We start from the raw sequence: 8,741 nt of genomic DNA, 5'->3' as shown, positions 1-8,741 counted from the left end.
CCGCATAGCAGGTGGTTTTTTGTTTCCCACGCTTCGCGTGCTCAACCGGCTAAAGCCATAATAAAAACCGGCCCCCCAAGGAGCCGGCGCAGCCGTTCAAACCCAGAACGGGAACAGGGACAAAGCGGCGAGCCCGGCAAGGGGCAGACCGAACCGGCGGAACCGGGGATACGGACCGTACCAGGGACCCGGGCCCACCCACGGTCCGGGACCGACCCAAGGGCCGGGTCCCCAGGGGCCAGGCCCCCAAGGACCGGGACCGCCAGGGCCAGGCCCCCAAGGACCGGGGCCCGGGCCAAAGCCGGAGCCGATGCCGGGATAAGGAGCCCGCATAAACTCCTCCTCCGCTGCCGGACTGGCGATATACACATGCTCTTCGTCCACCTTTTCGATGATGCCGTCATAAACCGCCCCGTCCTGCATATGCAGGCGGACAAACTTGTTCATATGCTCCTGGCACAGGCTGTAAGCCTCCTGATGCTGCATACTTCATTCCTCCCATAGATGGCCGGCTCATAAGGAGCGTCCTCCGTTCCCCCGCACCGGCTGGTCATAAAGCATGATATGCGCCCGGTTTCTGGGCGGACACCCTGATCAGGCAAAATGGGCGGAAGCCCAATCCCAATGGTTCACCTGACCAAATTAGACTGGCAGTCTATTTTCGGCTGGACGGATGGTTGCGGGGGCTTTATAATGGAAGTGGAATAAGCTGATGGGTGTGATGACCATTACGTTCATGAGGGAATCCACGCGAAAGAAGCGGGAGGCGGTCATAGAAGCCGCTCTGAATTTGTTTATGCAAAAAGGGTACGAGAATGTCTCGGTAGACGAGATCATTGCAGCCACCCATACCTCCAAGGGCACCTTCTACCATTATTTCAAAGGGAAAGAGGAAATCCTGCTGGAGGTGGGACGCCGCCAGGAGGAATTGATCAAAGCCTGGGCCCGTACGCCCGTCCTTCAGGTCACCTCGCTGGAGGCGCATATCAACCGGCTGTTTCTGGAGCTGGCTGCCAATATCCGCAAGTACCGGGTGCTGATCCGCTCCATTACGACCGTATCCCAGGAGACCGATCCGGTTCTGTCCATGCTTCAGCCCTTTGATCTCCTGCACAAGCAGCTTCTGATCTGGCTTCCCGAGCCGGAGAAGGTGAAGGCGCTGGTGGCCATGTATGTGGGCACCGTGATCGGCTGGAGCGTCAAGGATGATGCGGAGCTGCTTCCCCTTTTGGAGAACAATTTGTCCATTGTCTGGAACGGCATCCGCCATGAATCCGGCAGCACCGTCCCCAAGCAGCTTGCCCCGCATACAAAACATATGCTTCCGCGAAGCAAACAGGAGGAGACCACAATGAAAGTAGCCATAATTGGAGGAGGCCTGGCGGGATTGACCGCCGCTGCATATCTGTCCGAAACCGAGCATATCGAAGGGATTCTCTTTGAGCGCAGCCCGCAGCTGGGCGGACGCGCTTTTACCTACGAGAAGGAAGGCTTTACGCTGAACTACGGGGCCCACGCCATCTACGGCATTGACCGGCACAACATCACCACCATGGAAAAAGAGCTGGGCATGTCCTTCAGCAGCAAGCAGGTGGACAAGCGGAAGGTGGTCTACTCCAAACACGGCCAACTGACTCCGGCTCCTCTGGACTTTGTCAATATCGTCAAAACCGATCTTCTGACTCCTGTGCAAAAGGTGCGTTTTGTCGGCGAGGTTGCCGCCATCATTGCCCAAATCCATAACATCAAAAATTACGACACCCTGGGCGACTATCTGGACCAGTCCGACGCCGATGAGGATTTGAAGGAGCTGTGGGAGCATCTGGTCTGCTCCAACTTCTTTATTTCTCCCGAGGATGCCCGCAAGGTTTCCGGCTCCGTCGTCAGCGAATATTACCATAACCTGTTCCTCTCCAGCCGTCCGGTGAACTATGTGCTGGGAAGCTGGGCCGTCATCACCAACCAGCTGCATGACAAGATTTCCGGCTCCGGCCGTTGGGAAGTGGCCATGCAGGAAGGCGTGGATGAGATCCGCTACGAAAACCGCAAGTTCGTCCTCAAAACCAAAAAGCGGGAAGCAGCCTTCGACAAGGTAGTTTTCGCCATGCCGGTGCAGCAGGTTGTCAAGCTCCTCCGCGGCACCCCGTGGGAGCCGTTTATGGATAAATACCAGGACAGCAAACCCACTGAGGTTATGGTATACGATATTGGCCTCAACCAGGTGGTGGCCCGTCCCTTCAGCTATATCAGCGATATGGACCAAAAGATGTTCATCACCGACGTTTCCGCTACCGACCATACGCTGGTGCCGGACAACGGGCAGCTGCTCCAGGGCGTTGCGTATCTGAACGACGAGTTTGACAGCGACCAAAGCCGCAAGCTGTATCTGGACCAAAAACAGGAAGCCATGGAGTCCCTCTTCGACAAGTATTATCCGGGCTGGCGGGATGCGTTGACCGTCAAGCGCGTATCCAAGAAAGCCATGGTCTCCAGCGTCAAGAACATCGAAGGCAACGAGCTGCTTCCCAACCGGGTGGAAAATGTGCCCTTCTACTTCTGCGGAGACGGTTGTGTCGGCAAAGGCGAACTGGCCGAACGCTCCTTCTCCAGCGCCCGCAATGTGGCCCGACTGCTCCAGCAGGAAGTGCGGGTGTCCAAGTAAATCATCCCCAAGAGTGACGATATGCTCCGAGGCAAGATCCGGCGGCGCTTTTGGGGGGCTCCCCGATTTCACCGGATATAGGCTTCGACGCCAAAAAGGCTCCTTTGTCTGCAACGGGCAGGCAAGGGAGCCTTTTTGGCATATCCGATTTTGTATAAAGGAAGCGGAACAGGCACAGAGTAAAAACGGATTACTTGGCTACGCGGACATCCCGGGCCGCAGCCGCAGGTTTGGCGGCGGCAGGCTTGACTTGGGCAGCTTCCTGGGTCTTCTTCAGATAGGCCATAAAATAAATGCCGGATACGAAGATGGCGCCGCCAGTCAGATTGCCCAGCCAAACGGGAACAAAATTGTGGAAATAATCGCCCCAGGTCAGGGAGCCGGCAAAAATCGCCGCGGGAATCAGGAACATGTTGGCCACAACGTGCTGGAAGCCGATGGCTACGAAAGCCATGGTGGGGAACCAGATGCCCAGAATCTTGCCGCCGATATCCTTCGCGCCGTACGAAAGCCAAACAGCCAGGGCTACCAGCCAGTTGCAGCCGATACCGGAGACGAAGGCCTGAAGGAAGGTATCATGGACCTTATGCTCAGCCATGTCCACCGTCTTGGCGAGGAATGCTCCGGTTTCGGTCAAACCTACCACATGTCCGAAGAAATAAGCGACAAAGATGGCGCCGGCAAAATTGCTCAATGTAATCAGGATCAGATTGCGGATGGCCTGCCAGGTGGTAATTTTCCCTGCATAACGCGCCAGGGGAACGGCCATCATGTTGCCGGTCAGGAGCTCGCCGCCGCCGATCAGGACGAGAATCAGACCAACAGGGAACACTGCCGCTCCGATGAAGGTAGCGAAGCTGCCCCACTCGGCAGGCGCGCTTGCGGTTACGCGAATGGCCAGCAAAAACCCGAGAGATATGAAAGCCCCGGCTGCAAAGCCCAAAGTCAGAACTGTCAGCAAGGGCGAGGTTGCTTTTTTGTAGCCGGATTCGATAGTGTATTCGGCAATTTCTTTTGGTGTCAAATATGACGCCATTGGTATAGCCTCCTTCTGAATTTCTTGAATGTGTGTATTGTTGTTCCGCCAACAAAATGGACATTGGGTCTTGCAATTATTCTAATTAGGCTAAACCCTATTGTACCTTCATGTCCGCCCAGGGGACAGTGAACATTTCTTTAACTTGGCCAGTAATCGTTTCCAATTTCACAACTTGTTCACAAAATCGTTACATCCTGCCCCATTAACAGGAAAATCCCCGGGAAATCTTCCATTCCCGGGGATTGTTTGGGGACAGGTTCAACCTATTACAACGTTTCATAGGCAATTCGGCTTCCGGCTCCCGCCGCTTCCGCGGGATGAACCACAAGCCTCCGGGGAAGTCTGGACTTCAACTCCGGCACGTGACTAATGACGCCCACGGTAAGCCTCTCCATATGGAGCTTTTCCAGAGAATGAACGACAGTTTCCAGCAGCTCAGGGTCCAACGTCCCGAAGCCTTCATCCAGGAAGAAAAATTCCAAGGGGTGCTTGCCGTTCAGTTGGATCTGGGCCGACAGAGCCAATGCCAGGGACAAGGAGGTGAGGAAGGTTTCCCCGCCGGACAAGGTGCTTACCGGCCTGCGCAAACCTCCGTTGGCATCGTCCCGGATAATGAATCCGCCTGTGGAATCCGTCTCCAAGGCATACCGGCGGCGGGTCAGCTGGCTTAGCCGCTCGGACGCGGCGCGGCTTACCTGCAAGAGCTGCTCCATGGCCATAAATTCCACAAACGCATTGCCTCTCAGCACCGTCTGCAGCTTCTGCAAATTCCGCAGCCGTCCTGCCGCCTCCTGCCGCTTCTCCTCAATGGCCAGCCAGCGTTCATGCCTGCGGTGAAGCTCCTCCATATCCCGGAGAGCCCGAGCCTTTTGGGCGAGGGCCGCTTCGTCCGCCTGGCGGGCCTCCGCCAGCGCCGCTTCGCATTGCTCCCATTCCGCCTGCGTCAGCCGGCGTGTGCCGATTTGGCCATTGACCGCATCGATGGCGCTCTTCAACTTGAGCTGGGCTTCCTTGTACCCGGTTATGCGGGCCTCCAGCGTGCGGATTGCTTCTTCAGACAGGATGGCGGCGGATGCCTGCTCCGCCGATTCAAAACCGGAAGCGGCCAATTCCCGCTCTCCGTGGCTTTTGGCTCTGTCCAGGGCGGAGTCGGCGGAAAGCCGGGCCTGCCGGGCTGCCGCCAGTCGGCGATCGGCATCGTTCAGCTCTGCCTGGCGCAGCTCCAGCTCCCGGCGGAGAAACGCCTCCCGCTCCTTGATTTCCCGGAGGCGGGCCGTCAGGCTGTCCAGCAGCTCCGCCGTTTCCTTCTGCGGCAGCGGCGCGCCGAGGAGCTGGAGCAGCTTCGCCCGCCTTTCCTCCGCGCCGGAGGCAAACCCCTGAACCCGGGCATCTGCGGCAATCCGCTCCCGCTCATGGCCTGCCGCTTCCTCCTGCAACTGCTTCAGCTTACCGGACATGTCCTCCAGAACCGGGTCCGCCTTGGCAAGGCGGGCCATCAGTTCCTCTTGCAGCCGCAATTCCTCCTGGAGCTCGGCCCATTGGGCTGCCGCCTCCCCGGGGAGCAATCCCGGATAAGAGAGGGTCCAGCTCTGTTCCTCCTCCTCCACAAGCTGCCGTGCTGCCGCCACTCTGCCGGACACCGCCTCTTCGGCGCTTTGGGCAGCGGCTTGTCTGGCTATGTACTCGGCCATGGCGGTTTCCTCCTGGCGGAGCCGCGCTGCGGCGTTGCGCAGATCCCGGCTCCACCGGTCCGCCTCCCGCTCCAGCCCGGCCAGCCCTTCGCGGCAGGCGGCTAGCCGCCCCTCTGTTTCCAGAAGCAGCGGGGGGTTGGCGTCATGATGCTGGAGGGCCGCCGCTACCTCCGGTTGCGCCATTCTACCGTCGGCATCCGGGACCTGGACAAGCTGATCCCGCTCCGCCTGGAGAGCTTTGCTTTTGGCGCGGGCGGAGAGCCCCAAGTCCTTGGCGTCCATAAGCAGCCTGCGCCAGCGGGCAGCCTCCGCCCCGGAAGGAGGATTCCCTTCAGCGGCGGAAGCGTTTTGGGGAGAACCGCCGGCAGCTTCCGATGCCACATGGACGGGATGGGACAAGGAGCCGCATACCGGGCAGGGCTCCCCGTCTTTTAAGTCCCGGGCCAGCTGCCCGGCCAGCGATCGCCGAAGCTCCTCCCGCTCCCGCTTCTGCTCCTCCTCTTCCCCGGCGGCAGCCAGCCGCTCCAGCTCTTCTGCAGCAGCGGCCAGCTCCTCCAGCCGGTTGGCCAGGGAAACGCTCTGTCCCGCCAGCTCCTCCAAAAGACGGCGGCTTTGCTCCTGCGCTTCCTTGGCCTTGTTTCCGGCTTCAAGAAGGGTCCGGCTTTGCAGCCGGGCCGTCTGCAGCTCTTCTTCCGCAGCGGCGGCTTGCTGACCGGCGTTCTCCAGCTTGTGGACGGCAAGCACCGCCTGCTGCAGCTGCTCCCGCCGTCCCGAGAGAATGGAGAGCCCGGCCAGCCGCGCCTTCAGCTCCTGCTGCAGCGCCAATGCCTTGCCGTAACGCTCCTGCTCCCGGGCCAACCGCTCCGCCGTCTCCTTTTCCATACGCGCCAAACCCTCAGCGTATCCGGAGGCTTCCTCCATGCTCCGGCAAACGCCGGCCAGCTCCTCATGGAGCGCCATTGCCTGGCGGACATTGGACAGCCGCTCCCCCAAGGGGCCTTCCTCCTCGGCCAGCTGTTTTTGGGCGGCGCCATATTCCTCGCGGATAGCCCCGCACCGCTCCGTCTGCCGGGAATGCTGCCGCTCCGCTTCCTCCAGCGCAAGGGCCGCCTGATCCCGCTCCTTGGCCGCCTCTGTCCATTCCTGCAGAAAATGGGAGACCCGCTGGGCTTGCACCGCCAGCCGCAGCCGGGCTTCGTCCGCCTCCATGCCATGGCGTTCAAGGGACAGCCGGAGGCTTTCCTGCTCCAGCTCCTCCCGCTCCTGCAGAAGCTTCCACAGCGCCCGCTTATCGGCGGCCTCATGCTCTGCCGACTGGAGCCTAGTTCTGGCCTCCGCAGCGGCCGCTTCCGCCTGCTCCAGATGCAGGGCGGCCTCCTTTAACGCTTCCTCGGAGGCATTTCCCAGACCCAGCTGCTCCGCCTCCGCCTGCTTCACCGCCATATCCGCTTCCCTGACCCCGGCTCCCACCCGGGCCCCCAGAGCGTCTCCATACTGCTCCAGATGGAACAGACGCTCCAGCATATGCCGCCGCTCCACTCCCTTCAAGGAGAGGAATTCAGCGAACTTGCCCTGGGGCAGCACCACCGCTCTGGTAAAATCCTGCATGGACAGGCCCAGAATCTGCTGAATCCGGGCATCCACCTCTTTGGCCTTGTCGGCCAGCACCACAGGACCGGTTGCCTCCAACTGCACCAGCCGGGTGATGCTCTGGGTCACTGAGGCGTCGCCAGAGCGCTTGTACGAACGCTCCACCCGGTACCGGTCCGTCCGGCCCGCTCCTGACAGCTCGAAGGTAAACGCCACGCTGCAGGTTGTTTCCATCTGGTTGATAATCCCCTGGGTGCCGCCGGGCGCCCGCTCCACCTTGCCGTAGAGCGCCAGCGTCATGGCGTCCAGAATGGAGGATTTGCCGCTGCCCGTAGGGCCGAAAATCCCAAACACCCCCGCATCCGACAGCTTGGCAAAATCCACCTCCTGCTTTTCCCTGTAGCTTTGCAGTCCCGCCAGGGACAAATGCACCGGTCTCATGGCAGCTCCTCCCCGGCCGCGGCAGCCTCTCCCGGCTCGCGGTCCTGCAGCATGGACAAGAACAGCCGCACCAGCTCATCCTCCGGCTGGGCGCCTCCCGTCTGCCTGCTGTAGAAGCGCCGGAACAGCTCGTCCACCGGCAGCCTGCGGTCCATCTCTGTTTCCTCCCGCTGCATCTGCGGATAAACAGGCCGGATATGGATAATGCCCTCATGGGCTTTGCGCAGCTGCTGCAGCTGATCCATGGACAGCGCCTCCTCCATATGCACAGTCAAATCGATCCATGCCCGGGTGTCCCGGCCTTCCTCCAGCCACTGGTACACCTCGGCCAATCCGCCTTTGGCCGTCCACTCCGCCAACGGCCTGCCCGAGGATAAAGGCAGCTCCGTAATCACCGCCTGGCCACCGGGGGCAATATCCGCGATAGTGACCGACTTGGCCTGCCCCGCTTCCGAGAAGCTGTAGGCCAGGGGCGAGCCGGAATAACGCACTGGCGCGGGAGCCTTGATGAACTGCGGGCGGTGCAGATGCCCCAATGCAATATAGTCCGCACCGGCGCACAGAGCAACTGCATCCACTGTATAGGCGCCGCCCACCTGGATGGGCCGCTCGGAGCCTTCGGATTCGGCGCCGCCCAAGACATACAGATGGCTCATCAGCAAATTGACCGTGTCCTTGCGGAAAGCGCCGCAGGCCTGCCGGACCAGCGCCCCGATCCGCTCCGAATAAGCGCTGCGCAAGACGGTTTCCTCCGCCTCGCTGCTCAAAAGCTCCCCCAGCCGGGATTCCGACGGGTAGGGCAAAGCATAGAGCACCGCCTCCTCCCCTGTGGAGGGGATGCCCAGCCGGAGGGGAGCGCTGGCCGGCAGCCCCCGGAGCAGAATGCCGTGGCGGGCAGCCAAGGGCTCCGCCGCCGCCAGGCGCTCCGGGCTGTCATGGTTGCCGGCAATCACCGCCACATGGCGGCGGCCCCCTTCCGCCAGCCGGGACAAGGCGTCGTAAAACAGCTTTTCCGCAGCGGAGGGCGGATTGACGCTGTCATAGACATCCCCGGCAATCAGCACCAAATCGATGGCTTCCTGCCGGACCATGGCCACCAGCTCATCCACAAAGGCCTCCTGCTCCGCCTGGCGGCTGCGCCCTTCCAGAGTCCGGCCCAAATGCCAGTCCGCCGTATGCAATATTCGCAAATTCGCTTCCTCCCCCTGCTTGGCCCCAGGGCCAAGCAAACTTTGTATCCTTCATGCCGGCGGACCGGCGGGCTAACGGAAGCCACAGCCGCTATTTCGGCGAAATCCGCCCTCCCGGAATTCTAACG

General features: G+C 60.8%; 5 protein-coding genes. 1 reads left to right on the top strand and 4 read right to left on the bottom strand.

The genetic code is table 11. The features are described from left to right. Positions 1–96: 96 nt before the first annotated feature. The gene (locus tag DQG13_RS24475; RefSeq protein ID WP_113022798.1) at positions 97–486 is read right to left on the bottom strand and encodes a hypothetical protein; all 390 of its coding nucleotides are present in this window, start codon (positions 484–486) and stop codon (positions 97–99) included. Positions 487–712: 226 nt separating this feature from the next. On the opposite strand from DQG13_RS24475, the gene DQG13_RS24470 reads away from it, so the two are divergent. Further along, positions 713–2,662, top strand: a complete 1,950-nt coding sequence (locus DQG13_RS24470) for an FAD-dependent oxidoreductase (protein ID WP_258525844.1) — start codon at positions 713–715, stop codon at positions 2,660–2,662. Positions 2,663–2,852: 190 nt separating this feature from the next. Here the strand turns inward: DQG13_RS24470 and DQG13_RS24465 are convergent, their stop codons facing one another. From DQG13_RS24465 to DQG13_RS24455, 3 genes are all read right to left on the bottom strand, one after another. Then, positions 2,853–3,698, bottom strand: a complete 846-nt coding sequence (locus DQG13_RS24465) for a formate/nitrite transporter family protein (RefSeq protein ID WP_113022797.1) — start codon at positions 3,696–3,698, stop codon at positions 2,853–2,855. Positions 3,699–3,967: 269 nt separating this feature from the next. Next, positions 3,968–7,423 carry an AAA family ATPase gene (locus DQG13_RS24460; protein WP_113022796.1) on the bottom strand — a complete coding sequence of 1,152 codons (3,456 nt, stop codon included), beginning with the start codon at positions 7,421–7,423 and terminating at the stop codon, positions 3,968–3,970. Continuing rightward, positions 7,420–8,613 (bottom strand): exonuclease SbcCD subunit D, encoded by a 1,194-nt coding sequence (locus DQG13_RS24455; protein ID WP_113022795.1) that lies wholly within the window; start codon positions 8,611–8,613, stop codon positions 7,420–7,422. The genes DQG13_RS24460 and DQG13_RS24455 overlap by 4 nt, the downstream gene beginning before the upstream one ends. Positions 8,614–8,741 lie beyond the last annotated feature (128 nt).

The sequence above is a fragment of the Paenibacillus sp. YN15 genome, assembly GCF_003285005.1.
Classification (GTDB): domain Bacteria; phylum Bacillota; class Bacilli; order Paenibacillales; family NBRC-103111; genus Paenibacillus_AR.
The sequence above is the reverse complement of the archived record's forward strand: the minus strand, read 5'-3'. Positions and strand labels throughout refer to the sequence as shown.

Bases quoted from the DNA above. Each gene is read 5' to 3' on its own strand.
- DQG13_RS24475 (WP_113022798.1), bottom strand. From the start codon at position 486: ATGCAGCATCAGGAGGCTTACAGCCTGTGCCAGGAGCATATGAACAAG.
- DQG13_RS24470 (WP_258525844.1), top strand. From the start codon at position 713: ATGGGTGTGATGACCATTACGTTCATGAGGGAATCCACGCGAAAGAAG.
- DQG13_RS24465 (WP_113022797.1), bottom strand. From the start codon at position 3,698: ATGGCGTCATATTTGACACCAAAAGAAATTGCCGAATACACTATCGAA.
- DQG13_RS24460 (WP_113022796.1), bottom strand. From the start codon at position 7,423: ATGAGACCGGTGCATTTGTCCCTGGCGGGACTGCAAAGCTACAGGGAA.